The 21,812-nt window shown below is 68.0% G+C and carries 22 protein-coding genes; 11 read left to right on the top strand and 11 right to left on the bottom strand.

Annotation, left to right across the window (positions count from 1 at the left end; translation table 11 throughout):
- Positions 1-80 precede the first annotated feature (80 nt).
- Together metG and GU927_RS05055 are read right to left on the bottom strand one after the other, a co-directional pair.
- Positions 81-1,799 (bottom strand): methionine--tRNA ligase, encoded by a 1,719-nt coding sequence (metG, locus tag GU927_RS05060; RefSeq protein WP_161761263.1) that lies wholly within the window; start codon positions 1,797-1,799, stop codon positions 81-83.
- Between the two features lie 80 nt (positions 1,800-1,879).
- Complete coding sequence (locus GU927_RS05055) at positions 1,880-2,488, bottom strand: response regulator transcription factor (protein WP_161761262.1); 609 nt, start codon at positions 2,486-2,488, stop codon at positions 1,880-1,882.
- Between the two features lie 130 nt (positions 2,489-2,618).
- Here GU927_RS05055 and GU927_RS20440 point away from each other — a divergent pair, with 130 nt between their 5' ends.
- Positions 2,619-5,231 carry a hybrid sensor histidine kinase/response regulator gene (locus GU927_RS20440; RefSeq protein ID WP_161761261.1) on the top strand — a complete coding sequence of 871 codons (2,613 nt, stop codon included), beginning with the start codon at positions 2,619-2,621 and terminating at the stop codon, positions 5,229-5,231.
- On the opposite strand, the gene GU927_RS05040 is transcribed toward GU927_RS20440, so the two are convergent.
- Positions 5,215-5,925, bottom strand: coding sequence for a CbiX/SirB N-terminal domain-containing protein (locus tag GU927_RS05040; protein ID WP_161761260.1), 711 nt, complete (start codon positions 5,923-5,925; stop codon positions 5,215-5,217). The genes GU927_RS20440 and GU927_RS05040 overlap by 17 nt on opposite strands.
- Positions 5,926-5,956: 31 nt before the next feature.
- Positions 5,957-6,892, bottom strand: coding sequence for a LysR family transcriptional regulator (locus GU927_RS05035; protein ID WP_161761259.1), 936 nt, complete (start codon positions 6,890-6,892; stop codon positions 5,957-5,959).
- Positions 6,893-7,033: 141 nt separating this feature from the next.
- On the opposite strand from GU927_RS05035, the gene GU927_RS05030 reads away from it, so the two are divergent.
- Both GU927_RS05030 and GU927_RS20435 read left to right on the top strand, forming a co-directional pair.
- A complete protein-coding gene (locus GU927_RS05030) occupies positions 7,034-7,597 on the top strand; it encodes a hypothetical protein (RefSeq protein ID WP_161761258.1) in 564 nt (187 codons plus the stop codon).
- Entirely contained in the window at positions 7,585-8,097 is a 513-nt protein-coding gene (locus GU927_RS20435) for a lipocalin family protein (protein ID WP_269770104.1), read from the top strand. The genes GU927_RS05030 and GU927_RS20435 overlap by 13 nt, the downstream gene beginning before the upstream one ends.
- A 77-nt stretch (positions 8,098-8,174) precedes the next feature.
- On the opposite strand, the gene GU927_RS05020 is transcribed toward GU927_RS20435, so the two are convergent.
- Entirely contained in the window at positions 8,175-9,773 is a 1,599-nt protein-coding gene (locus GU927_RS05020; protein WP_161761257.1) for a phosphoenolpyruvate carboxykinase, read from the bottom strand.
- A 370-nt stretch (positions 9,774-10,143) separates the two neighbouring features.
- Between GU927_RS05020 and GU927_RS05015 the strand changes: the two genes are divergently transcribed.
- From GU927_RS05015 to GU927_RS04985, 7 genes are read left to right on the top strand one after another with little or no spacing between them, the layout of a single operon-like run.
- Entirely contained in the window at positions 10,144-10,845 is a 702-nt protein-coding gene (locus GU927_RS05015) for a response regulator transcription factor (protein WP_161761256.1), read from the top strand.
- Positions 10,846-12,537: a sensor N-terminal transmembrane domain-containing protein gene (locus GU927_RS05010; RefSeq protein ID WP_161761255.1), complete on the top strand. Its 1,692-nt coding sequence runs from the start codon at positions 10,846-10,848 to the stop codon at positions 12,535-12,537.
- Positions 12,534-12,959 carry an HPr kinase/phosphorylase gene (locus GU927_RS05005; protein WP_161761254.1) on the top strand — a complete coding sequence of 142 codons (426 nt, stop codon included), beginning with the start codon at positions 12,534-12,536 and terminating at the stop codon, positions 12,957-12,959. Before GU927_RS05010 ends, GU927_RS05005 begins: the two co-directional genes overlap by 4 nt.
- A 14-nt stretch (positions 12,960-12,973) precedes the next feature.
- Positions 12,974-13,906: an RNase adapter RapZ gene (gene rapZ, locus GU927_RS05000; protein ID WP_161761452.1), complete on the top strand. Its 933-nt coding sequence runs from the start codon at positions 12,974-12,976 to the stop codon at positions 13,904-13,906.
- The gene (locus GU927_RS04995; RefSeq protein WP_161761253.1) at positions 13,903-14,298 is read left to right on the top strand and encodes a PTS sugar transporter subunit IIA; all 396 of its coding nucleotides are present in this window, start codon (positions 13,903-13,905) and stop codon (positions 14,296-14,298) included. Before rapZ ends, GU927_RS04995 begins: the two co-directional genes overlap by 4 nt.
- Positions 14,299-14,309: 11 nt before the next feature.
- On the top strand, positions 14,310-14,579 hold the full coding sequence (locus GU927_RS04990) for an HPr family phosphocarrier protein (protein WP_161761252.1): 270 nt from the start codon (positions 14,310-14,312) through the stop codon (positions 14,577-14,579).
- Positions 14,580-14,609: 30 nt separating this feature from the next.
- A complete protein-coding gene (locus GU927_RS04985) occupies positions 14,610-15,515 on the top strand; it encodes a lysophospholipid acyltransferase family protein (RefSeq protein ID WP_232489126.1) in 906 nt (301 codons plus the stop codon).
- A 201-nt stretch (positions 15,516-15,716) separates the two neighbouring features.
- Here the strand turns inward: GU927_RS04985 and GU927_RS20430 are convergent, their stop codons facing one another.
- Both GU927_RS20430 and GU927_RS04975 read right to left on the bottom strand, forming a co-directional pair.
- The gene (locus GU927_RS20430; RefSeq protein ID WP_161761251.1) at positions 15,717-17,207 is read right to left on the bottom strand and encodes a hypothetical protein; all 1,491 of its coding nucleotides are present in this window, start codon (positions 17,205-17,207) and stop codon (positions 15,717-15,719) included.
- A gap of 33 nt (positions 17,208-17,240) precedes the next feature.
- Complete coding sequence (locus GU927_RS04975) at positions 17,241-18,119, bottom strand: 3-hydroxybutyryl-CoA dehydrogenase (RefSeq protein ID WP_161761250.1); 879 nt, start codon at positions 18,117-18,119, stop codon at positions 17,241-17,243.
- A 172-nt stretch (positions 18,120-18,291) separates the two neighbouring features.
- On the opposite strand from GU927_RS04975, the gene GU927_RS04970 reads away from it, so the two are divergent.
- On the top strand, positions 18,292-19,113 hold the full coding sequence (locus GU927_RS04970) for a DUF6473 family protein (RefSeq protein WP_161761249.1): 822 nt from the start codon (positions 18,292-18,294) through the stop codon (positions 19,111-19,113).
- Positions 19,114-19,203: 90 nt separating this feature from the next.
- Here the strand turns inward: GU927_RS04970 and GU927_RS04965 are convergent, their stop codons facing one another.
- The 4 genes from GU927_RS04965 to GU927_RS04950 form a co-directional block, all read right to left on the bottom strand.
- Complete coding sequence (locus GU927_RS04965) at positions 19,204-20,127, bottom strand: electron transfer flavoprotein subunit alpha/FixB family protein (RefSeq protein WP_161761248.1); 924 nt, start codon at positions 20,125-20,127, stop codon at positions 19,204-19,206.
- Complete coding sequence (locus GU927_RS04960) at positions 20,127-20,888, bottom strand: electron transfer flavoprotein subunit beta/FixA family protein (protein ID WP_161761247.1); 762 nt, start codon at positions 20,886-20,888, stop codon at positions 20,127-20,129. Before GU927_RS04960 ends, GU927_RS04965 begins: the two co-directional genes overlap by 1 nt.
- 136 nt (positions 20,889-21,024) lie before the next feature.
- Positions 21,025-21,603, bottom strand: coding sequence for a cob(I)yrinic acid a,c-diamide adenosyltransferase (locus tag GU927_RS04955; protein WP_161761246.1), 579 nt, complete (start codon positions 21,601-21,603; stop codon positions 21,025-21,027).
- Positions 21,604-21,607: 4 nt separating this feature from the next.
- Entirely contained in the window at positions 21,608-21,811 is a 204-nt protein-coding gene (locus GU927_RS04950; protein ID WP_161761245.1) for a twin transmembrane helix small protein, read from the bottom strand.
- Between the last annotated feature and the right edge of the window lies 1 nt (position 21,812).

Here is a 21,812-nt window from a genome sequence, read left to right as displayed (position 1 = left end):
CTGACGGGGGAGGGGGGCTGTCTGCCCCCCGCGGCGCCCGAGGGCGCCTCCCCCCGAGGATATTTGGGGACGGAAAACCGTCAGGTGCGGGTGCCGGCGAAGCGGGTCTGCCAGTCGGTCCGTTCCTCGTCGGTGATCTTGCGGAAGAGGTTTTCGGGGATGGTGAAGGCGTGGCCTGCGGGCAGGGCGCGCAGGGCGGCGTGGACGTCGTCGGGCCATGTCCAGTCGTCCGAACCCATGGCGGACATCATGGTGGCGGCCGCGTCGGGGATGAAGGGGCGCGACAGGATCGCGTAGACGCGGATGAGGTTGAGCGAGAGGCGCACGATGGCCTCGGCCCGTGCGGGGTCGGTCTTGACGGCGGACCACGGGGCGGCGGATTGCAGGTATTCGTTGCCGATCACCCAGATGGCGCGCAATTCGGCGGCGGCCTTGCGGACCTCCATCTGGCCCATGAGGGATTCATATTCGCGGATGCGCGCGCCGAGGTCGGCGATGAGGGCGGTTTCGGAAGGGGTGAAGTCGCCGCCCGCGGGGATGGTTTCGCCCAGTTTGGATTTGGCGAATTTGGTGACGCGGCTGACGAAGTTGCCAAGGACGTCGGCGAGGTCCTTGTTCACCGAGGCCTGGAAATTCTCCCACGTGAATTCGCTGTCAGAGTTTTCGGGGGCGTGCGAGAGCAGCCACCAGCGCCAGTAGTCGGCGGGCAGGATCGAGAGCGCCTGATCCATGAACACCCCGCGGCCCTGCGAGGTGGAGAACTGGCCGCCGTCGTAGTTCAGGTAGTTGAAGGATTTGAGATAGTCGACAAGCTTCCACGGTTCGCCCGAGCCGAGGATGGTGGCGGGGAAGCTGAGGGTGTGGAAGGGGACGTTGTCCTTGCCCATGAACTGGTAATAGGTGACGTCGTCAGCGCCCTTGTCGGTGCGCCACCAGCGTTCCCATGCGGCATCGTCCAGACCGTTGGCATCGGCCCATTCGGCGGTGCCTGCGATATATTCGATGGGGGCGTCGAACCAGACGTAGAAGACCTTGCCCTCCATCCCCGGCCAGGGCTGGTCGCCCTTTTTCACGGGGATGCCCCAGTAGAGGTCGCGGGTGATGCCGCGGTCTTGCAGCCCGTCGCCGTCATTGAGCCACTTCTTGGCGATGGAGGTGGTCAGGATCGGCCAGTCGGTTTTCGAGTCGATCCATGCCTCGAGCTTGTCGCGCAGCGCGCGCTGTTTCAGGTAGAGGTGTTTGGTTTCGCGCACTTCCAGATTGGTGGAGCCCGAGATGGAGGAGCGCGGGTTGATCAGGTCGGTGGGCTCGAGCTGTTTGGTGCATTCCTCGCACTGGTCGCCACGGGCCGAGGTGTTGCCGCAATTGGGGCAGGTGCCGGTGATGTAGCGGTCGGGCAGGAAGCGGTTGTCGTCGATGGAAAAGACCTGTTTTTCCGACACTTCGGCGATCAGGCCGTTTTCGGCCAGACGCCCCGCGAAATGCTGGGTCAGGCGGTGGTTGCGGGCCGAGGAGGAGCGGCCGAAATGGTCGAAGGACAGGCGGAAGCCTGCGGCGAGGTCTTTTTGCACCTCGTGCATCTCGGCGCAGTAGGCCTCGACCGGTTTGCCCGCCTTGGCGGCGGCGAGTTCGGCGGGGGTGCCGTGTTCGTCGGTGGCGCAGATGAACATCACCTCGTGCCCGCGGGCGCGCATGTAGCGGGCGAAGAGGTCGGCGGGCAGTTGGGAGCCGACGAGGTTGCCCAGATGCTTGATGCCGTTGATGTAGGGGATGGCCGAGGTGATGAGAATCCGTGCCATGGTCGCGCCCTTTTCGTGCCGATGCGCGCGCTGTTTAGCGCGGCCTTGGGGCAAGGGCCAGAGGCTTGGGCGGGGCGGGTCTAGCTGAGGCCCGCGTCGCGGGCGATCATCGCCGCATGGGTGCGGTTCTTGGCGCCCAGCTTGCGCGAGAGCGTCTTGACGTGGAGTTTCACCGTCACTTCCTGCAGGTCGAGGTCGCGGGCGATTTCCTTGTTCGACTTGCCCTCGCAGATGCCGCGCAGCACGTCCGTCTCGCGGCGGGTGAGGGTTTGCAGCGCCTCGGCGATCTCGGTCTCTTGCATGAGGAGGGAGATGGGGGCGAAGACGTCGCCTGCGGCCATGAGGTTGACGGCGGCGATCATGGCGCGGCTGGCGAGCGTCTTGGGCACGAAGCCCGCGGCGCCGGCCTGCAGCGCGGCCTCGGCCAGTTCGCGCTGGGTGGTGCCGCTGATGAGGGCGACGGGGGTGGAGCCTGCGACGGATTTGGCGCGGGCCAGACCTTCAAAGCCGTTCATGCCCGGCATGGTGTAGTCCAGAAGGACGAGGTCGAAGGGGCCGTGGGCATGCAGCGCATCGATGGCGGCCTGCAGGGTGGCCACGGTGCGGACTTCGTCGAAGCCTTCGGCAAGAAGGAATGCGGCCAGTGTCTCGCGCACCAGATCGTGGTCGTCGGCCAAAAGAATTCGCATCAAACATTTCCATCGTACGCCCGCCTCGTGTCGCGGGTTCATTGTTGTTTATTCGTCCGCAGATCGGCATGGAACGCAAGCCCCATGTGGAATAGCTTTGGCACCGTGTCGGGCAGGATGGGCGGACGGGATGGCGAAGGCTGCGGGTCTTGCGGCGATCTGGCGGCAGGCGGGGAGGTGGCGGCTGCTGCCTGCGGCGCTGCTGGCGGTGCTGTTGCTGGGGGCCATCGTGTTTCTGGCGCTGGAGGTGCGGCTGCGGCTGGCGGCGCTGGAGCGGGCGAATTCGGACAATACGCAATGGGTGATGATGCAGGCCGAGGTCGAGGTCCTGCGGTTGCAGCAGGCCCTTGCTGCGGCGTCGGCAAGCCCCGATTCCGAACGGCTGGACGAGGTGCGGCGGTGGTTCAACGTCCTGTACAGCCGGATTTCGATGCTGGAGCAGAGCGTGATCTATGCGCCGCTGCTGGCGTCGGAGGATTACATGGCCGATCACCGGCTGATCCGCGGGTATCTTGATTCGAGGGTCGGTCTGATCGATGCGTCCGATCCGGTGCTGGCGGAGGCGCTGGATCGGGTGGGGGCGGAGTTGCCCGCGATACGGGCGGCGGCGCGGGAGATGACGCTGAACGCGCTGTCGGATTTCGCGGCGCAGTCGGATATGAACCGCGAGTCGATTTCGGCCACGCTCATCCGGCTGGCGGTGCTGGTCGCGCTGCTGGTAGCGCTGCTGGGCGGGGCGGCGGTGGTTCTGGCGCGGCTGTTCGTGTGGTCGCAGGCGCAGGCGGGCGCGCTGCGCGAGACGGGCGAGCGGCTGTCCACGATCGTGACGACCTCTGCGGATGCGATCGTTGTGACGGATGCCGAGGGGTCCATCCGTGCCTTCAATCCGGCGGCGGAGGCGATCTTCGGGCTGAGTGCCGAGGCCGCGATGGGGCGCAACGCCCTGAAGCTGTTGTTTGCCGAGGCGGCGGACGGGCCGCAGCAGACGGGGATGGTGACGGCGCTCCGCAATCGCGGCATCTCGCCCGATCCGTTGCGGATCGAGGTCGATGCGCGGCGGGCGGACGGGACGGTCTTTCCGGCGGAAGTGTCCATCGCGCGGCCATCCGACATGGAGCAAGGCGGGGATGCGCTGGTCGTGGCCTTTGTGCGCGACATCTCGGACCGGCGCGCGGCGGAGCGCGACCTGACGCGGGCGCTGGACCGCGCGCTGGCGGGCGAAAAGGCAAAGGCCGAGTTTTTGGCCGTGATGAGCCACGAGATGCGGACGCCGCTGGCGGGGCTGCTGGGGTCCATGGAATTGATGCGGAAGGGCGGGCTGACGCCCGCGCAGGCCGAGTTGATGGGGGTGATGGAGGGGGCGGGCGGCATCCTGCTGGAGCATGTCAATTCGGTGCTGGACCTGTCGCGGGCCGAGGCGGGCGGGCTGGCGGTGGAGGCGGTGGAGTTCGACCTTGACCGGCTGGTGGACGAGACGGTGGCCAATCAGGCGGGGCTGGCGCTGGCGGCGGGAAACCGGCTGCGGGTGGAGCGGCTGTCGGGCGATCTGGGGCGGGTGAGGGGCGATCCCGGGCGGGTGCGGCAGGTGCTGCTGAACCTTGTGGGCAATGCGGTGAAATTCACGCGCGGCGGCGAGATCACGGTCGAGACGGAGCGGCTGGCAGGCAGGGGCGGTGCCGTCGGGCAGGTGGAGTTGCGGGTGATCGATACGGGGATCGGGATCGCGGAGGCGGATCTGGAGCGGATCTTCGAGGATTTCGTGACGCTGGATGCAAGTTACGGGCGGCGCGCGGGGGGGACGGGGCTTGGCCTCGGGATCGCGCGGCGGCTGGCGCGGGCGATGGGCGGTGAAATCGGGGCCGAGAGCGAGGCGGGAGAGGGGAGCCTGTTCTGGCTGCGCCTGCCCCTGCCGCCGGTGGCAGAGGGGGAGGCGGTGGCCGATCCGCTGCCTGTGGCCGTCGCGGAGGAGGGGGCCGAGCGGGCAGGCGTGGCGCTGGAGGTCCTGCTGGTGGAGGATCACCAGATCAACCGGCTGATCCTGCGGCGGTTCCTCGAGGCGGGCGGGCATCGGGTGACCGAGGCGGCGGACGGGCAGGAGGCGGTGGAGCGTGCCGCGGAGCGCGGTTTCGACGTCATCCTGATGGATATTTCCATGCCGCGCATGGACGGGCTTGCCGCGACACGGGCGATCCGGTCGGGGGGCGGTCCGTCGGCGCGGTCGCGTATCCTTGCGCTGACGGCCCATGCCCTGCCGCAGGAGCGGGTGGCCTTCCGCGCGGCAGGGATGGATATGGCGCTGACCAAGCCCATCGCGCAGGCGGCGCTGCTCGAGGCGGTGGAACGGGCCGTCGGGGGCGCGGGCGAGGCGGTGGAGGAAGAGGCCGTAGCGGCACCGGTGCTGGATGCGGCGGGGCTGGGTGATCTGACGCGGCATGTCGGGCCGGTGACGGCGGCAAGCCTGATCCGCCGCCTGATCGACGAGGGCGACCGGAGCGTCGAGGCGCTGGGCAGGCTGGCACCGGAAGCGGAGGGGGAAGAGATCCTGCGGATCTGCCATCGCATGGCGGGCAGTGCGGGGACCTTTGGCACGCGGCGACTGCGCGAGGTGCTGGTGTCGGTGGAGGCCGCGCTGAAGACCGGCGATACGGCGGGGGCGGCGCGGGGGCTGGTGCAGGTGCCCGGCGTCTGGCAGGCGACGCGCGAGGCGCTGGTCGTCGCCTCGGCCGCTATGAAGGCGGCCTGAGGGCGGCGGCACGCAGGGCGGCGCGGATCAGGCCGGGAACGCGCGGGTCGAGCCCGAGGGGCGGCAGGAGGTGGCCGTCGAAGCCCGCCTCTGCCAGCGCGGCGGGGAGGTCGTCGGTGACATGGCCGCCGCGGGCGGCGAAGAAGGGGAGCACGAGGCTGCCTGCGGGTAGGGTCGCGGCCACTTCGGCGATGCGGGGGGACTGGTCGATGAAGGCCGGTTCGACGCGGGCGAAACCGGCGGCGCGCAGGAGGTGGGCGACATCGGCCGCGACGGCGGCGGGGGCGGGGCTGCGGAAGGAGCCGTGGGCGGCGAGGAGGACGGTGGTGTCCTGCGGGCTGCGGTGCAGGCGGGCGGCGGCGTCGCGCGCCACGGTGACGGCGAGGGATTGCACGGCGGGGTCGATCCCGAAGGGGTCGAGAACGCGCCAACCGGTGGCGCCTGCGGTGGCCAGACGCTCGGGCAGGTGGGTGCGGGTGAACCAGCCGCCCGCCATGAAGAGCGGATAGACCAGCCCCTGCGCCCTGCCTGCGGTGGCGGCGGGCAGCGCCGCGGGGTCGGCCAGCGTGGCCGCGCGGACGTGCCAGTCGGGCATGAGCGATTGCACCTTGGCGGCGAGGAAGGCGATCTCCGCCGCGGCGGGGGCGGGGTCCGAGGGCTGGCCATGGGCCACGATGAGGGCTGAGCGTGTCATGGGGCGCGATCTATGTGGCGCGGGCGATGCGTCAACCGTCCGGCGAGACGAGGCCGGGAAGCATGGCGTCGGTCACGGTGGACAGGCAATGGTCGGCAAAGGCCGCGACGGCGCGGCGGCGCGGGGCGCCTGCGGGCAGGATCAGCCCCATCCGCATGGGGCGCTGGGCGGTTTCCAGCGGGACAAAGACCAGACGCCGCCCGTCGGGGGCGCGGTCCGAGCCGAGGCGGATGTTGGCTATGGAATAGCCGAAGCCGTTGGCGACCATGGCGCGCATCACGCCCATGTCGCGGGTGCGTTCCGCGATGCGGGGGCGCAGCCCTTCGGCGGTGAAGAAGGAGAGGAAATAGTCGGCGGAATAGGGCAGGTCGAGCAGGACCATGTCATGGGCCGCAAGGTCCGCCGCCGTGACGGTGGCGCGACCGGCCAGCGGGTGGTCCTCGGGCAGGAGGGCATAGGGGGCGAGGGGGAGGAGGGGCAGGAAATCGAGGTCCGAGGGAATCTGGAGGTCGTAGGAGAGGGCGACGTCGATCGTGGCGTGGCGCAGCGCCTCGATCAGGCCGGCGTGGTCGTGTTCGGACTGGCGGAAGTCGACGGCGGGATGGGCGGCGGCGAAGCTGCGGCGCAGATGGGGCAGGACGACTTGCGCGAAGGTCAGCAGGCAGCCCACGGCGAGGGGGCCGCGCACCTGTCCTGTCAGTTCGGCGGCGCGGTCGTTCAGGCCCGCGCCTGCGGCGAGGACGGCGCGGGCGGCATCGGTGAACTGGCGGCCGCCTTCGGTGAGCGAGAGGCCCTGCGCGTGGCGGCGGATGAAGAGTTGCAGGCCGAATTCCTGTTCCAGCTGGGCGATGGCGGCCGAGATGGAGGGCGAGGAGACATGGCAGCGTTCGGCAGCCAGCGCGACCGAGCCGCATTCCGCGACGGCGACGAGGTATTCCAGTTGGCGCAGGGTGAAGCGGAGCGGCATGGCGCGAGGCTAGCCCGCCTTCGGGCGGGGCGGAAGGGGGCGCGCGAAACGTGATCGGGCGGGGGACGGTGTCGGGGTTGCGCTACGGTCGGGGATCGGGCCATGTGGGGCGATGTCAGCCTCTAGGTCGGACCCTGTGCCATGCGTCGTTGTCTTGTATTGCTTTGCCTGATCCTGCCGCTGGCGGCCTGCCAGTTGTCGCTGCCCGGGCGCGGGGCGGGCGCGGATGCGGATGGCGCGGCGGTGCCGCTGGCGGATGGGCCGGTGATGGGCGGGACGGTGACGACCACGACGCTGGACGCGCCGCCGGTGGTGGCTGCGGCGGCAGGGGCGGCTGCGGTCGGGGCGGTGGCTGTGCCCGCGGCGGGCGATGGGCCGAGGCCGCGGGCGCGGCCTGTGGCGGCTGGGGCCGCCGTGGACGTGGTGCCGGTGGCAGAGGCGGAGGCCGCGCCTCCCGCGCCCGCGCCGAAATCGCAGGCGCAGATCGCCTGTGAAAAGACCAAGGGTATCTGGAGCGGCACGGGATCGGGGGCGATGGCCTGTGTCCGGCCCACGCGGGATTCGGGCAAATCCTGTGACTCCAAGGATGATTGCGAGGGGGAATGTCTGGCGCGGTCGCGCAGCTGTGCCCCGATCACGCCGATGTTCGGCTGCAACGCCGTGTTGATGGACACGGGCGCGGAGGTGACGCTTTGCATCGACTGATCCGGCTTGTCCTGCCTGCGCTGCTGCTGGTGGCCTGTTCCACCGCGCCCGCGCGGATCGAGGGGTTCAGGGCCAAGGGACCGATCTATTCCAACGCGGTCATGGACATGGCCCAGATCGAGGGGCGCTGGACGCAGGTGGCGGCGTTCGGGGCCGAAGGGTGCCGTCCGGGCGGGGCCGAGTTCCGGCGGGATGGTGCGGGGCTGTCGGTCGCGGCGCGGCTGTGTCTGGGCGGGGAGGAGTTGCGCTATGGCGGGCCGCTGGCGGTGACGGGACCGGGGCGGATGACGCCTGCGGGCAAGGCACCTGCGCCGCTGGACCGCGAATGGTGGGTGCTGTGGGTCGATGTGGACACACGCACGCTGGTCATCGGCACGCCGGATGGCAGTTTCGGTGTCATCCTGAACCGTGGCGGGGCGTTGCCGCAGGACCGGCTGGTCGCGGCGCGGGATATCCTCGAGTGGAACGGGTATGACACGGGGCGGCTGGTCGTCTGGTGAGCCGCCGGAAATGCAAAAACCGCCGCAGGCCGTGACGGCTGCGGCGGTTTTCTTTTGCGCGCGCGTTGCGGCGGGCGTCAGCCGATGGCGGCGGCCTTCACGTCCTCGTCGATGAAGGGGACGTATTGGCCGAAGTTCTTGGAGAACATGTCGACCAGTTTGGCAGCCTGCGCGTCATAGGCGGCCTTGTCGGCCCAGGTGTCGCGCGGGTTGAGCAGTTGGGCATCGACGCCGGGGACGGCCACGGGAACCTCGAAGCCGAAGTTCGGGTCGCGGCGGAAGTCCACCGAGGCGAGCGAACCGTCGAGCGCGGCAGAGAGCAGCGCGCGGGTGGCCTTGATCGGCATCCGCTTGCCCGTGCCATAGGCGCCGCCGGTCCAGCCGGTGTTCACGAGCCAGCAGGTGGCGCCGTGCTTGGCAATCTTCTGTTGCAGGAGCTTGCCATAGACTTCGGGCCGGCGCGGCATGAAGGGCGCGCCGAAGCAGGTGGAGAAGGTGGGCTGCGGTTCGGTCACGCCGCGTTCGGTGCCCGCAACCTTGGAGGTGAAGCCCGACAGGAAGTGGTACATGGCCTGTGCGGGGGTCAGCCGCGCGATGGGGGGCAGGACGCCGAAGGCATCGCAGGTCAGCATGATGACGTTCTTGGGGTGCCCGCCAAGGCCGGTGGCCGATGCGTTGGAGATGTAGTCCAGCGGATAGGCGCAGCGGGTGTTGGCGGTCAGGCTGTCATCGTCGAAATCGAGGTCCAGCGTTTCGGGGTCGTAGACCATGTTTTCCACCACGGTCGCGAATTTGTGCGTGGTGGCGTAGATTTCGGGTTCCGCCTCGGCGTTGAGGTTGATGGTCTTGGCGTAGCAGCCGCCTTCGAAGTTGAAGGAGCCGCGGTCGGACCAGCCATGTTCGTCATCGCCGATCAGCGTGCGGTCGGGGGCGGCGGACAGCGTGGTCTTGCCGGTGCCGGACAGGCCGAAGAAGACGGCCGTGTCGACGGGGTTGCCGACGGCATGGTTGGCCGAGCAGTGCATGGGCATGACGCCCTTTTCCGGCAGCAGGTAGTTCAGGAGCGTGAACACCGACTTCTTGTTCTCGCCCGCATAGGCGGTGTTGGCGATCAGGATCAGCTTACGCTCGAAGTTGAGCGTGATCACCGTTTCCGTGCGGCAGCCGTGGCGCGCGGGGTCGGCCTTGAAGCTGGGGCAGTTGATGATGGTCCATTCGGGGACGAACTGGTCCAGCTCTGCCCGGTCGGGGCGGCGCAGCAGGTGGCGGATGAAGAGGCCGTGCCATGCCAGTTCGGTGACGACCCGCACATCCAGACGGTGGACGGGGTCGGCGCCGGCATAGAGGTCCTGCACGAAATAGTCGCGGCCCTTCATGTGTTCCAGCATGTCGGCATGGAGCCGGTCGAAGGCGTCGGGCGCCATGGGGGCGTTGTTTTCCCACCAGATGGTGTTTTCCACCGAAGGCGTGCGGACGACGAATTTGTCCTTGGGCGAACGGCCCGTGAATTGTCCGGTGGAGCACAGGAAGGCGCCGCCCTTGCCCAGACGGCCTTCGCCGCGCTTGACGGCCTCTTCCACGAGGGCGGGCTCGAGGTAGTTGTAATAGACGTTCCCCAGACCGGTGATGCCTTGATGTGCCAGTTCCTGCGCGGGGTTCACGCGTCCGTTCGTCATCCTGCAAGCTCCTGCGGCCGGGGTCGCACCGGCCATGTCAGTTCCCGAAAACACCGATCCGGGCAGGGGTATTTGCCGGGGGATCGGATGTCAGCCCCCGGGCCAAGGGGGGGTGCCATAATCGGGCTATAACATGCACTTGCCGCAATGGAACAGGACGCAATGGCACAGTTAGCGCAACCACCCGAGGTTTAGCGCAATCAATTGATGCAGAGCGGAGAGGCTGGTGCAATTCCGCCCGCCCTGTGGGTTTTCCGCGACGGTTCCGCCGCGCATTTGACGCGATTCGCACTTATCGGTTGATTCCCGTCGGCGGAAAAATGACTATGTTGGAAAAATACAAACCTACGGGCAGTAAAGGATAACCATTATGGCGAGGATCGCGCTTGTCGATGACGACAGGAACATCCTGACTTCCGTTGCGATGACGCTGGAAGCCGAAGGGTTCGAAGTCGAGACATATAATGACGGGCAGTCCGCCCTGGATGCCTTTAACCGCCGTCTGCCGGACATGGCGGTGCTGGACATCAAGATGCCGCGGATGGATGGCATGGACCTGCTGCAGCGGCTGCGGCAGAAGACGACGATGCCGGTGATCTTCCTGACGTCCAAGGACGACGAGATCGACGAGGTTCTGGGCCTGCGGATGGGCGCGGACGATTATGTCAAGAAGCCCTTTAGCCAGCGCCTGCTGGTGGAGCGCATCCGCGCGCTGCTGCGCCGTCAGGATGCCATCGCGAGTGGCGAGGTCGCCACGACCGAAGAGACCAAGATCATGGAGCGGGGCAACCTGCGCATGGACCCGCTGCGCCATTCGGTGACGTGGAAGGGCATGGATGTGGCGCTGACCGTGACGGAATTCATGCTGTTGCAGGCACTGGCCCAGCGGCCCGGTTTCGTGAAGAGCCGCGACCAGCTGATGGATGTGGCCTATGACGATCAGGTCTATGTGGATGACCGGACGATCGACAGCCACATCAAGCGGCTGCGGAAGAAAATGCGTGCGGTGGACGAAAACTTTTCGGCCATCGAGACGTTGTACGGAATCGGCTATCGCTACAACGAAGAGTAAATGACCGCAGCACCGCGCATCGGGAAGGAAGCTCGTCCGGCACGTCCGGGCGATGTCGTCCTTGGGGAGGACTGGACCTCGGCCGAGGGGCTGGTCGATCCGGCCCTGCGGGCGAGCCGTGACCGGCGGGGGTTCGTCTCGCTCAACCGGTCGCCGCTGGCGCGGAAGATCATGATGTTCAACCTGCTGGCACTGCTGGTGCTGGCGGGGGGTGTGCTGTTCCTGAACCCGTTCCGCGACAGTCTGCTGACGATGCGGAACGAGGCGCTGGTGGTGCAGACGCAGCTGGTCGCCGACATGTTCGAGGCGGTGGCGGTCGAGGATGGCGCGGCGCTGGATGCGGCGCGGATGGCGCGACTGCTGGAGACGGCACCGGTCGGGACGGGGGTGACGGCCTATGCCATATCGCCCACGGGCGAGGTGCTGGCGGAAAAGACCGGCGCGCCGCTGGCCGAGGGTGCGGCACCGCGCGCGACGCCCATCGTCGATACGCTGTCGGCGCTGTGGAACGGGGTGGCGGGGCTGTTTCTGGGCGGGGCGGGCGACGGCGACGCGGACCGCTTCATCCTTGTCAAGACGCTGCTGCCGGCCGCGACCAAGGGCGAGGGCGTGCAGATCAGCGGGCGCGGTCCCGATGGCGGACTTCTTTTCGCGGTGGCCGAGCCGGTGACGGTGAATGGCACGGTCGTGGGCGTGGTCGCGGTGCTGGGCGATCAGGCGGGGATCGACGCGCTGGCGCGGGGCGAGCGCGAGCAGGTGCTGATGGTCTTCATCGTGTCGCTGATGATTTCATTTGGTCTGAGCCTTGTCCTTGCCTCGACCATCGCCAATCCGCTGTCGGACCTTGCGGCGGCGGCAGAGCTTGGCCGTGACCGCGACGCGCGCAAGATGGCGCCGGGGCGGGTGCGGATTCCGGATCTGGCGGCGCGGCCGGACGAGATCGGGCGGCTGTCGGTCGCCATGCGGGGCATGGTGGCGGCGCTTTATGACCGGATCGACGCGAACGAGCAGTTCGCGGCGGATGTGGCGCACGAGATCAAGAACCCGCTGGCAAGCCTGCGCTCGGCCGTCGGCACGATGCGGCTGGCCAAGCGCGAGGACCAGAAGGAGAAGCTGCTGGAGGTCATCGAGCATGACGTGCGGCGGCTGGACCGGCTGGTCAGCGACATCTCGAACGCATCGCGGCTGGACAGCGAGCTGGTGCGCGAGGAGGAGGAGGAGTTCAACCTCATCCGCACGCTGGCCAACCTGACCGAGTATCTGGGCCAGCAGGCGCGCGAGAAGGGGGTGGAGTTCATCACCGACTTCCCCGCCGATCCGGTGCTGATCCGCGGGCTGGAGGCGCGGCTGGCGCAGGTCTTTGTCAACCTGATCACCAATGCGATCAGCTTTTGCGAGGATGGCGACGCAGTGCGCGTCTGGGCGCGGCGGCGCGAGAACCGCGTGCTGATCGTGGTCGAGGATACGGGGCCGGGGATACCGGAACAGGCGCTGACCAAGGTGTTCAAGCGGTTCTACAGCGAGCGCCCGCAGGGCCAGTTCGGGGAACATTCCGGTCTGGGTCTGGCGATTTCCAAGCAGATCGTCGAGGCGCATGGCGGCGTGATCTGGGCCGAGAACATCCGCCCGACGCATGCCGACGTGAATTCCGATCCGCTGGGCGCGCGCTTTGTGGTGGGTCTGCCGGTGTGAGCGGGGACGTCCTGACGCTGCACGCGACCTGCGTGGCGGTCGAGGGGCGGGGCGTTCTGGTCACGGGACCGTCGGGATCGGGGAAATCCTCGCTGGCGCTGGCGCTGATGGCCCATGGCGCGCGGCTGGTGGCCGATGACCGCGTGACGCTTTCGCTGCGCGACGGGGCGCTTTGGGCCAGTTGCCCGCCCGCGATCCGCGGGATGATCGAGGCGCGGGGTCTGGGGTTGCTGGCCGCGGATGCGTTGGACGGGGCGGCGGTTCGGGTGGTGGTCGATCTGGGACAGACAGAAGGGATGCGTTTGCCGCCCCTGCGGGAGGTGACATACCTCGGACGGACAGTGTCCCTTGTGCTCGGGCAGCAAGGCCCCCATTTTCCCGCGGCGCTGCTGCACTATGTCAGGGCAGGGCGCAGGGAATGACGGGGTCCGAAAGGATGCAGGACGGCACTTCGGCCATCGGGGGCGGCGCGGGCGAGGAGCACCGTCTGGTTCTGGTGACAGGTCCGTCGGGCGCGGGGCGGTCGACGACGATCGATGCGCTGGAGGATCTGGGCTACGAGGTGATCGACAATCTGCCCCTGTCGCTGATCCCGCGGCTGATCGAGGGCGCTCCGCTGGGGCGGCCCATCGCGCTGGGTCTGGATGTGCGCAACCGCGATTTCAACGTGACGGCGCTGATCGAGATGATCGACGGGCTGACGCGCGATCCGCGGGTGGCGCTGGATCTGGTCTATGTCGATTGCGCGGTGCCGGAACTGATCCGCCGCTACAGCCAGACGCGGCGGCGCCATCCGCTGGCACCGGCCGAGACGCCCGCCGAGGGGATCGCGCGCGAGATCGACCTGCTGGCGCCGATACGTGTGCGGGCGGACCACCTGATCGATACGAGCGAGATGAGCCCGCATGACCTGAAGGCGGAGCTTGCGCGCTGGTTCGACCGTGGCGTCATGGCGCGGCTGGCGGTGTCCTTGCAGAGCTTCAGCTACAAGCGGGGGCTGCCGCGGGGGGTGGACATGGTGTTCGACTGCCGCTTCTTGCGGAACCCCTATTGGGAGGCGGGATTGCGCGATCTGGAAGGGCGGGATCGGGCGGTGGAGGACTATGTCCGTGCCGATCCGCGCTTTGGCGAGTTCCTCGAGCGGGTGCAGGGTCTGGTGACCTTTCTGCTGCCGGCCTCGGTCGCGGAGGGCAAGGCGCATCTGTCGATCGGTTTCGGCTGCACCGGCGGGCAGCATCGTAGCGTCGCGGTTGCGGAAATTCTGGGCAAGGCGCTTGCAGAGGCGGGCTGGCCGGTGTCAAAACGGCATCGTGAACTGGAACGCAGGGTGGCTGGGGCCAGCCTTGGCAACGGGGTGACAGGCGCGTGATCGGTATCGTGATCGTGGCACATGGCGGGCTGGCGCGGGAATATCTCTCGGCGGTCGAGCATGTCGTGGGCAAGCAGGACGCGATGCGCGCCATCGCGATCGAGGACGAGCATGACCGCAGCGCCAAGCAGGCCGAAATCTGCGCGGCGGCGGATTCGGTCGATACCGGCGCGGGGGTCGTCGTGGTGACCGACATGTTCGGGGGATCGCCGTCCAACCTGTCGCTGATGGCCTGTTGCGGGCCGGACCGGCGCATCGTCTATGGGGCGAACCTGCCGATGCTGATCAAGCTGGCCAAGTCGCGCGAGCTGCCCGTGCCGGAGGCGGTGGCCGCCGCGCTTGACGCGGGGCGCAAGTATATCAACAGTCTGGACCTCGGCGGCGGGGCGTGAGCGCGGGGACCATGACGGCACGGACATTGCGGATCATCAACGAGAAGGGCCTGCATGCGCGGGCCTCGGCCAAGTTCGTGGAAGTGGTGGAAAGCCATGACGCGGCGGCGCAGGTGTCCAAGGACGGGATGACCGTGTCGGGCGATTCGATCATGGGTCTTCTGATGCTGGCCGCCTCGCGCGGGACGAGCATCGATGTGGCGACTTCCGGCGCAGAGGCGGAGAAGCTGGCGGATGCGCTGGAGGCGCTGGTTGCAAACCGCTTCGGCGAGGACTACTGAGGCGCGTCGGACGCGAAAGGTAGACCCCGCGTGAGTGATACGTCGCAGAGCGAAGATGTCCGCACCCTCGAGGTGAGCGAGGAAGAGCTGGCACGCCGCAGGGCGGAGCGGGCGGAACGGCCCTATGACATGAGCCGGCTGTCCTATGCCGGCACGTTCAAGAACCCGCTGAAGGCGAACACGATCCGCACCATCGAATGGCTGACGGCCAAGGTCACGCTGCTGCGCCTGATCCGCGAGTTCGAGCGGACGGGCGCGCCGCAGGGCGCGCCGTTCTGGCCCAAGGCGATCCGGCAGATGGGGATAACGATCCAGACCCCGCCCGAGGAGATCGCGCTGATCCCGAAGACCGGCCCGCTGGTCGTGGTGTCGAACCATCCCTCGGGGCTGGTGGACGGGATGGTGCTGGCCGAGATGGTCACGCGGGTGCGGTCGGATTTCAAGATCCTGACGCGGTCGCTGCTGACGGGGATTCCCGAGATCGAGGAATTCATGATCCCCGTGCCCTTCCCGCACGAGGACAATGCGCGCGAGCTGGGCCTGCAGATGCGGGACGAGACGATGCGGCATCTGAAGGCGGGCGGGGTGATCATCCTGTTCCCCGCCGGCAAGGTGGCGATGAGCGAGGGCTGGTGGGGGCCTGCGGTCGAGGGCGAGTGGAACGTCTTTACCCACAAGATCGTCAAATCCTCGGGCGCGACGATCCTGCCCGTCTATTTCCCCGGCCAGAATTCCCGCGCATTCCAGATCGCCAACCAGTTGGGCGATACGCTGCGGCAGGGCTTGCTGCTCTACGAGATCAAGCGCTGCCTGTTCAAACCCACGCGCCCCGTGATTGGCGCGCCCATTCCGGCGGACGAGCTGAAGAAATGGGAAGGCAACCCGCGCGGGTTCCTTGCGTGGTTGCGCGCGCATACGCTGGGGCTGCGGAAGTAATCCTTCGGGGGCAAGATTTTTCTGCGAAAAATCTTGGGGCGATCCTTCTGGCGAAGGATCGGGCGCGGGGCGTGATGCGGTCCGTCGGGGTGCGGGAAGTTTCGCAGAAACTTCGGGAGAAGGATTTTCGCCAGAAAATCCTTGCTCCGGCAGGCGCTGCCCGGGGGACAAGGTGCGGTCCAGTTTCGCAATGAAACTCCGTCAGCCGCGCATTCCCCCGGGCGTCGCGTCATCCCCCGTGAGGTAGGCGGTTTCGTCGCGCCCTGCAAGGAAATCCCTGATCCGGTCCAGCACCGCGTCGGAAAAGCCGGTCAGGTGCAGCACGTCCGGCCCGTCGGGCAGGGTCAGGGGCAGGGGCTCGGGCATGTCGGGGCGCAGGCGCAGGCAGAGGAGGCGCGCGCGCGGGTTGTGGGCGCGGATGCGCTGCCATGCGGTTGCCATCGCGTCCTTGTCCGTCACCGTGCCGCCCCATGCGGTGTTTGCGGTGACGAGGACGATGGTGTCGATGGTCTTTCGCATGGTGGCCAGCGCCATCAGCGGGATGGCGGCATTGCTGCCGCCCTTGCGCACAGCGGCCAGCGATTTGGCGCGGGTGGGGAGGGGGCCTTCGGTCGGGCGGGTGATGTCGAAGGCCGTGTCGGTAAAGGGCATCAGCCGCGCGTCGCGGTTGCCGCGGGTGAGGGCTGCGGTCAGGAGGTCCAGCGCCTCGTGCCCATGCAGCGCGGTGATGGCGCCCCGTCGCGCGGCGGTGGCGCGGCGGGTCATGGCCATCGAGGCATCGGCGCAGAGGAGGAAGGCGCCGGTGGTGGCGGGGGCGGCGTCGAGGGCGGCGAGGGCGGCGGTCTGCATCGCGGCATGCAGGGCGGCGGGCGCGTCGGCGTCCAGCGCGCGGAGCAGGGCGAAGAGCCGGACGGGGCCAAGGCCCGCGGCGCGGATGGCCGCGGGATCGGAGAGGCGGGCGGCGGCCTGGGCCAGCGTGTCGGGATCGGTGAAGGCGCCCTTGCGGTGCAGCAGGTTCGCGCGGCGGGCGAGATCGGCCACGGGCAGGCGGCGGGCGATGGTGGCCCATTGCGCGGGGGCAAGGCCCTGCCATGGGGTGTCATATTGCGTGACCGGCAGGAACAGGTCGAGCGGCAGGTCGGGCGGGTCGCCCGCAGGGTTGTCGCGGAAGGCGATGAGGGCTTGCAGGTCGGCCGGCAGGGTGGCGGGGTCGGTGCGCCGCCCGATGAGCCAGCGGTAGAGCGCCGCGCGTTCGGGCGTGGCGGGGCGGGGGTGGACCATGCGGATGATGTCGGCGAGCGAGGGGGCGGTGCCGATGGCGGCAAGCAGGAGGTCGCCGACCGTGGCGCGGTCGATCCAGTCGCGCAGCATCGCCTTTGGCCGCGTGCCGAGCGAGGTCCGCCCCGCCGCGCCCGAGCGGATGTGGCGGACGAGGGCGCGCAGGCGGTCGCCCGTGGTGATGGTCTGCGGGAAGGTGCGGGCGAAGAGGTCGGGCGCGCGGCGCGAGAGATGGGCAAGGAGGAGCGTTGCCGTGTCGTCATGGCCGCGCCGGTGGGCAAGGAGGGTGGCACGGGCCAGCGCGTCGGGCGGGACGGCGTCGATGACGTCGCGGGGGGGCGCCTCGCCCCCTGCCGCCGCGCGGGCGAGGAGGGCAAGCGCTGTGTTCCCGTGATCCTGCGGCCTTGTCGTCATCACCCTGTCACCCCCTACACACCTCGCGCCGGATCAGCGGGTTGGGACCGGCACCTCGCCTCGGTAGTCGTAGAAGCCGCGCTGCGTCTTGCGGCCGAGCCATCCGGCCTCGACATATTTGGTCAGCAGGGGGCAGGGGCGGTATTTGGTGTCGGCCAGACCGTCATGCAGCACGTTCATGATGGCAAGGCAGGTGTCGAGCCCGATGAAATCGGCCAGTTCCAGCGGACCCATCGGGTGGTTGGCGCCGAGTTTCAGCGACTCGTCGATGGATTTCACGTTCCCGACGCCTTCGTAGAGGGTGTAGACGGCCTCGTTTATCATGGGCATCAGGATGCGGTTGACGATGAAGGCGGGGAAATCCTCGGCGCTGGCGGCGGTCTTGCCAAGTTTGCGGACGACCTCGTGCAGGGTGTCCCATGTTTCCTGATCGGTGGCGATGCCGCGGATCAGTTCCACCAGCTGCATCACGGGGACGGGGTTCATGAAGTGGAAGCCCATGAACTTTTCCGGCCGGTCGGTGCGGCTGGCAAGGCGGGTGATGGAGATGGAGGAGGTGTTCGAGGTGAGGATGGTCGAGGGTTTGAGGTGGGGCAGGAGGTCTTCGAAGATCGCCTGTTTCACGGTTTCGCGTTCGGTCGCGGCCTCGATGATGAGGTCCGTGGGGCCGAGGTCGGCGAGTTTCAGCGTGGTGCGGATGCGGGCGAGGGCGGCGGCGCGGTCTTCGGGCGTGACCTTGCCGCGGCTGACCTGGCGGTCGATGTTCTTTTCGATGGTGGCGAGCGCCTTGTCGAGGCTGGTCTGGCTGATGTCGTTCAGCAGCACGTCATAGCCTGCCAGCGCGAAGACATGGGCGATGCCGTTGCCCATCTGCCCTGCGCCCACGATGCCGACGGTGCGGATCTCTGCCATGTGACTGCTCCTTCTTGTCGGGCATGACCTTATGCACCCGCTGCCCTTGGGCGCAAGGGCGGGCGGGGCGGGCGGGATGCGGAAAGATCGCGGCAAATTGCGACTTTAGCGGTTTGTTCATTCCCTGCGGGCCAGAGTGGCGGCGGGTGTTGTGAAAATCGGGGGTGGGTCGATGGCCTATGCGTATCCGGAGGACGGGGCGCTGGATTACCAGCCGTGCCGTTACGGGCGGTCGCGGTTGCTGTTCCGGGGGCCGAAGCGGGATCTGGCGGGGGACTATATCGCCGTGCTGGGCGGGATCGAGACATATGGGCGCTATGTTCCCGCGCCCTATCCCGCGCTTCTGGAGCGCGAGTTGGGGCGGTTGGTGGTCAATCTGGGCTGTCCCAATGCGGGGCCGGATGCCTGGCTGGGCGATCCGTCGGTGATGGAGGTGGTGGAGCGGGCCGCGGTGACGGTGGTGCAGGTGCCTGCGGCCAGCGATCTGACGAACCGGCTCTATGGCGTGCATCCGCGGCGGAATGACCGGTTCGTCAAGGCCTCGGCGGTGTTGCAGGCGGTCTATCGGGGGGTGGATTTCACCGACTTCGCCTTTACCCGCCACATGCTGCGGGCGCTGCACGCGGCGGGGCCGGAGCGGTTTTCCATCTTGGCTGAAGAGGTGCAGGCGGCGTGGCTGTCGCGGATGGGGCTGTTGATGGAGCGGATTCCGGGGCGGAAGGTGTTGCTGTGGATGGCGGACCATCCGCCGCGCGCGCGGGTGGAGGCACCGGTGGGCGAGCCGTTGCTGGTGGATCAGGCGATGGTGGAGGCGGTGGCGGCGGTGACGGACGGGCTGGTGCTGGCGGTGCCCAGTGCGGCGGCGCGGGCGGCCGGGGCCGAGGGGATGGTCTATCCGGCGATGGCAGAGCCTGCGGCGCGGGGGCTGCCGGGGGTGGCGGTGCATGCCGAGGTGGCGGGGCTGCTGGCGGGGGTGTTGCGGGGGATGGGGTAGGACGGGTGGTGCGGTCCGTCAGCCGCGCAAGCGAAAGGGGCGCAGGGTTTCCCCGGCGCCCCCTGCAGGACGGGCTTTGCCCGTCCCGTGTCAGAGCTTCTCGGTCAGTTCCGGAACGATGGCGAAGAGGTCGCCCACGAGGCCGTAATCGGCCACCTGGAAGATCGGGGCTTCTTCGTCCTTGTTGATGGCGACGATGACCTTGGAGTCCTTCATCCCCGCCAGATGCTGGATCGCGCCCGAGATGCCCACGGCAACGTAGAGCTGGGGGGCGACGACCTTGCCGGTCTGGCCGACCTGCCAGTCGTTCGGGGCATAGCCCGAGTCGACCGCGGCGCGCGAGGCACCGACGGCGGCGCCGAGCTTGTCGGCCAGCTTTTCGATCAGGGCGAAGTCGGCCTGAGAGCCCACGCCGCGACCACCCGAGACGACGATGCCGGCGGAGGTGAGTTCGGGGCGGTCGGAGGCGGCGACCTTGTCTTCGACCCATTTGGACAGGGACGAGTCAGCGGCGGCGGCGACCTTTTCCACGGCGGCGGAACCGGAGTTCGCGACGGCGTTGAACGAGGCGGTGCGGACGGTCAGCACCTTCTTGGCGTCCGAGGATTTCACCGTCTGGATCGCGTTGCCCGCGTAGATCGGGCGTTCGAAGGTGTCGGCGTCCACCACGGCGGTCACGTCCGAGATCACCATGACATCGAGCAGCGCCGCGGCGCGGGGCAGGACGTTCTTGGAAAACGCGGTCGCGGCGGCGGCGATGTGGCTGTAGTTGCCAGCCAGCGACACGATCAGCGCGGCGGTGGGTTCGGCCATGCCATGGTCATAGGCCGCGTCATCGGCGTGCAGCACTTTCGATGCGCCGTCGAGTTTGGCGGCTTCCGCCGCAGCGGCGGCGGAGGTGCCTGCGACGAGGATGTGGACTTCGCCCAGACCCTTTACCGCAGCAAGTGCCTTGGCGACGGCGTCGGTTGCCAGAGCGCCATCATTCACATCGGCGAGAAGAAGAACGGCCATCAGATCACCCCCGCTTCGTCTTTGAGTTTCGCGATGAGTTCGTCGACCGAACCCACCTTCACGCCGGCCTTGCGGCCCGCCGGTTCCACCGTTTTCACGACAGACAGGCGCGGCGCGACGTCCACGCCGTAATCGGCGGGGGTCTTGGTCGCGAGCGGCTTTGCCTTGGCCTTCATGATGTTCGGAAGCGACGCATAGCGCGGTTCGTTCAGGCGCAGGTCGACCGAGACGATGGCGGGCATCTTGACCGCGATGGTCTGCAGGCCGCCGTCGACTTCGCGTGTCACCTTTGCGGTGTCGCCTTCGACGGCGAGTTCCGAGGCGAAGGTCGCCTGCGACCAGCCCAGCAGCGCCGAAAGCATCTGGCCGGTGGCGTTCATGTCATTGTCGATCGCCTGCTTGCCGCAGAGGACGAGGCCGGGGCCTTCCTCCTTGACCACACCCGCCAGCAGTTTGGCGACGGCGAGCGGTTCGATGTCCGTATGCACGTCGGCTGTGGCTTCGATCAGGATGGCGCGGTCGGCACCCATCGCAAGCGCGGTACGCAGGGTTTCCTGCGCCTGCTTCACGCCGATGGAGACGACGACGACCTCGGTCGCGATGCCCTTTTCCTTCAGACGGATCGCCTCTTCCACGGCGATCTCGTCAAAGGGGTTCATCGACATCTTCACGTTGGCCAGATCGACGCCCGATCCGTCCGCCTTGACGCGGACCTTCACGTTATAGTCGATCACACGTTTGACAGGCACGAGCACCTTCATCGCGCAATTCTCCATTCTGACGGCCCGAAGCGCGGGCCTTCCAAGCTCTCGACAGCGTAGTTAGACCGTCACGCTGCGATGCAACAGACCAAATACGACAGGGAAACGCGTCGGGACGTCGCGTTTTCCGTTCCGGTCAGCCCTCGCGGGTCAGGCCGGGCACCCAGAGGACGTCTGCCTTGCCGTCGTCATTGGCGATGCGGCCCGCGACGAAGAACCAGTCGGACAGGCGGTTGAGGTATTTCACCGCCTCGGGGTTGACCGATTCCATGGTGGCGAGTTCGACCGTCAGCCGTTCGGCGCGGCGGCAGACGGTGCGGCAGAGGTGAAGCTGCGCGGCAAGCGGCGAGCCGCCCGGCAGGATGAAGCTGCGCAAGGGTTGCAGGCGGGCGTTCATCGCGTCGATCTCGCGTTCGAGGCGGTTCACCTGTGCCTCCTGCATCCGGAGCGGGGTGTAGGGGAGCGTGGCGTCAAGGTGCATGTCGGGCGTGCAGAGATCGGCGCCGAGGTCGAAGAGATCGTTCGAGATGCGGGCAAGGGCCGCGTCCATATCGCCGGTCGCGTGCTGGCGGGCGAGGCCGACGGTGGCGTTGGTTTCGTCCACGGTGCCATAGGCCGAGACGCGGGTGGCGTGCTTGGCCACGCGGGCGCCGTTGCCGAGGGCGGTTTCGCCGGCATCGCCGGTTTTCGTGTAGATCTTGGACAGGACGACCATTCGTTCAGCCTTTCGAGTTCAGATAGGCGAAGGCCACGATCAGCGCGACGGCGATGGCCTGCGCGATGATGCGGTAACGCATGATGCGGTTCGCGTGTTTGCGGTTGAAGTCGCCGCCTTTGGCAAAGCCGCCGATGCCCACCATCAGGATGGCAAGAACGGCAAGGGCCGCGAGGGCGGCGACGATGAAGAGCGGGTCGGAGAGCATG

It is taken from the genome of Paragemmobacter amnigenus (assembly GCF_009908265.2).
GTDB lineage: Bacteria > Pseudomonadota > Alphaproteobacteria > Rhodobacterales > Rhodobacteraceae > Paragemmobacter > Paragemmobacter amnigenus.
This window is presented reverse-complemented; position numbering and strand designations above follow the sequence as displayed.

Excerpts from the sequence above, each read along its gene's own strand:
- GU927_RS05030 (WP_161761258.1), top strand. The coding sequence starts at position 7,034 with ATGCGTCGTTGTCTTGTATTGCTTTGCCTGATCCTGCCGCTGGCGGCC.
- GU927_RS05040 (WP_161761260.1), bottom strand. The coding sequence starts at position 5,925 with ATGACACGCTCAGCCCTCATCGTGGCCCATGGCCAGCCCTCGGACCCC.
- GU927_RS05020 (WP_161761257.1), bottom strand. The coding sequence starts at position 9,773 with ATGACGAACGGACGCGTGAACCCCGCGCAGGAACTGGCACATCAAGGC.
- GU927_RS04975 (WP_161761250.1), bottom strand. The coding sequence starts at position 18,119 with ATGGCAGAGATCCGCACCGTCGGCATCGTGGGCGCAGGGCAGATGGGC.
- GU927_RS20430 (WP_161761251.1), bottom strand. The coding sequence starts at position 17,207 with ATGACGACAAGGCCGCAGGATCACGGGAACACAGCGCTTGCCCTCCTC.
- GU927_RS04955 (WP_161761246.1), bottom strand. The coding sequence starts at position 21,603 with ATGGTCGTCCTGTCCAAGATCTACACGAAAACCGGCGATGCCGGCGAA.
- metG (WP_161761263.1), bottom strand. The coding sequence starts at position 1,799 with ATGGCACGGATTCTCATCACCTCGGCCATCCCCTACATCAACGGCATC.
- rapZ (WP_161761452.1), top strand. The coding sequence starts at position 12,974 with ATGCAGGACGGCACTTCGGCCATCGGGGGCGGCGCGGGCGAGGAGCAC.
- GU927_RS05055 (WP_161761262.1), bottom strand. The coding sequence starts at position 2,488 with ATGCGAATTCTTTTGGCCGACGACCACGATCTGGTGCGCGAGACACTG.
- GU927_RS04950 (WP_161761245.1), bottom strand. The coding sequence starts at position 21,811 with ATGCTCTCCGACCCGCTCTTCATCGTCGCCGCCCTCGCGGCCCTTGCC.
- GU927_RS04960 (WP_161761247.1), bottom strand. The coding sequence starts at position 20,888 with ATGAAGGTGCTCGTGCCTGTCAAACGTGTGATCGACTATAACGTGAAG.
- GU927_RS04965 (WP_161761248.1), bottom strand. The coding sequence starts at position 20,127 with ATGGCCGTTCTTCTTCTCGCCGATGTGAATGATGGCGCTCTGGCAACC.
- GU927_RS05015 (WP_161761256.1), top strand. The coding sequence starts at position 10,144 with ATGGCGAGGATCGCGCTTGTCGATGACGACAGGAACATCCTGACTTCC.
- GU927_RS20440 (WP_161761261.1), top strand. The coding sequence starts at position 2,619 with ATGGCGAAGGCTGCGGGTCTTGCGGCGATCTGGCGGCAGGCGGGGAGG.
- GU927_RS04970 (WP_161761249.1), top strand. The coding sequence starts at position 18,292 with ATGGCCTATGCGTATCCGGAGGACGGGGCGCTGGATTACCAGCCGTGC.
- GU927_RS04990 (WP_161761252.1), top strand. The coding sequence starts at position 14,310 with ATGACGGCACGGACATTGCGGATCATCAACGAGAAGGGCCTGCATGCG.
- GU927_RS05010 (WP_161761255.1), top strand. The coding sequence starts at position 10,846 with ATGACCGCAGCACCGCGCATCGGGAAGGAAGCTCGTCCGGCACGTCCG.
- GU927_RS05035 (WP_161761259.1), bottom strand. The coding sequence starts at position 6,892 with ATGCCGCTCCGCTTCACCCTGCGCCAACTGGAATACCTCGTCGCCGTC.